The organism is Psychrobacter sp. AOP31-B2-9 (assembly GCF_052378005.1).
GTDB lineage: Bacteria > Pseudomonadota > Gammaproteobacteria > Pseudomonadales > Moraxellaceae > Psychrobacter.
Genome location: NZ_JBQSXG010000291.1, coordinates 1 through 986, shown reverse-complemented (window position 1 = coordinate 986; position 986 = coordinate 1). Strand labels below are relative to the sequence as shown.

Here is a 986-nt window from a genome sequence, read left to right as displayed (position 1 = left end):
CTAAAATAGTACAGTTGGTAGACTCATTGTTAATATCCACGTGTGTAAAACAGGCTTCTTTAAAAGAATGTAATGATTAAGATGTTATTTTATTAACCGAATCTATCTCAACAGTAGTCTAATAGTTTTACTTAGACAATTAACCAAAATTATTAGTATAATCATTCTTATTTCTCAACAAAACCTCACTGTAGCCCACTATGACTTTAAAGCCTTTATTCGTATCATTGTTTATCTTACCTCTATTTTCTATTACGGCCTGCGCCAAAACGCCTGCTACCTCGGTAGACAGTAATGGCATACCGCAAACTCGTAGCGATCTAACAGATGAAGAACAGCAGCAATTAGCAGACTTTGTCGCTGAGCAAAAGTCAAACATGCGCTTTATAGAAGGTGGTAGCTATGAGATGGGTGATTTTGGTCCAAAGCTTGACTGGACTGGCGGCATGCCAATCTCAAGCGGTGGTGACAATAAATCATTGCATCCTGTGACGCTAGATAGCTTTAGTATGAATGCCTACAAGGCAACGTTTGGTGACTTTGATATTTATAGTATGGTAACGGGTCAGCCCAAAGAAGGTATGCAAGAATCTGCCGAGACAGTACGCCAATCTAACGCTGCTGCTGGTATCGACTGGCAAACAGCTCAGCACTACTGTCAATGGCTTGGAGACCAGCTAAATGTACCGATGAATCTGCCAACTGAGGCACAGTGGGAGTATGCAGCACGCAATCGTGGACAGTACATCTTGTTCCCTACAGACAATGGAGAGGTTGATGATGGTCGTAACGTGTGGACATTTGCACAAATACAAGAAATAAGGAGTAAGTACAATACTAGCCTTGCTGTACCGATAGTAGGTCTATATCCGCCCAATCCGTTGGGATTATACGATATGATCAACCAAAACTATGAATGGGTGAGTGACTGGTATGATGCTGAGTATTATGCTAATAGTCCTGAGCATAACCCACAAGGTCCATTG

Annotated in this window: 1 protein-coding gene; it reads left to right on the top strand. The window is 41.5% G+C overall.

Features of this window, described 5'->3' with window-relative positions:
* Positions 1-200: 200 nt before the first annotated feature.
* Positions 201-986, top strand: a 786-nt coding sequence (locus ACT3SX_RS15250; RefSeq protein WP_444761844.1) for a formylglycine-generating enzyme family protein, incomplete at its 3' end; no start/stop codon positions are given.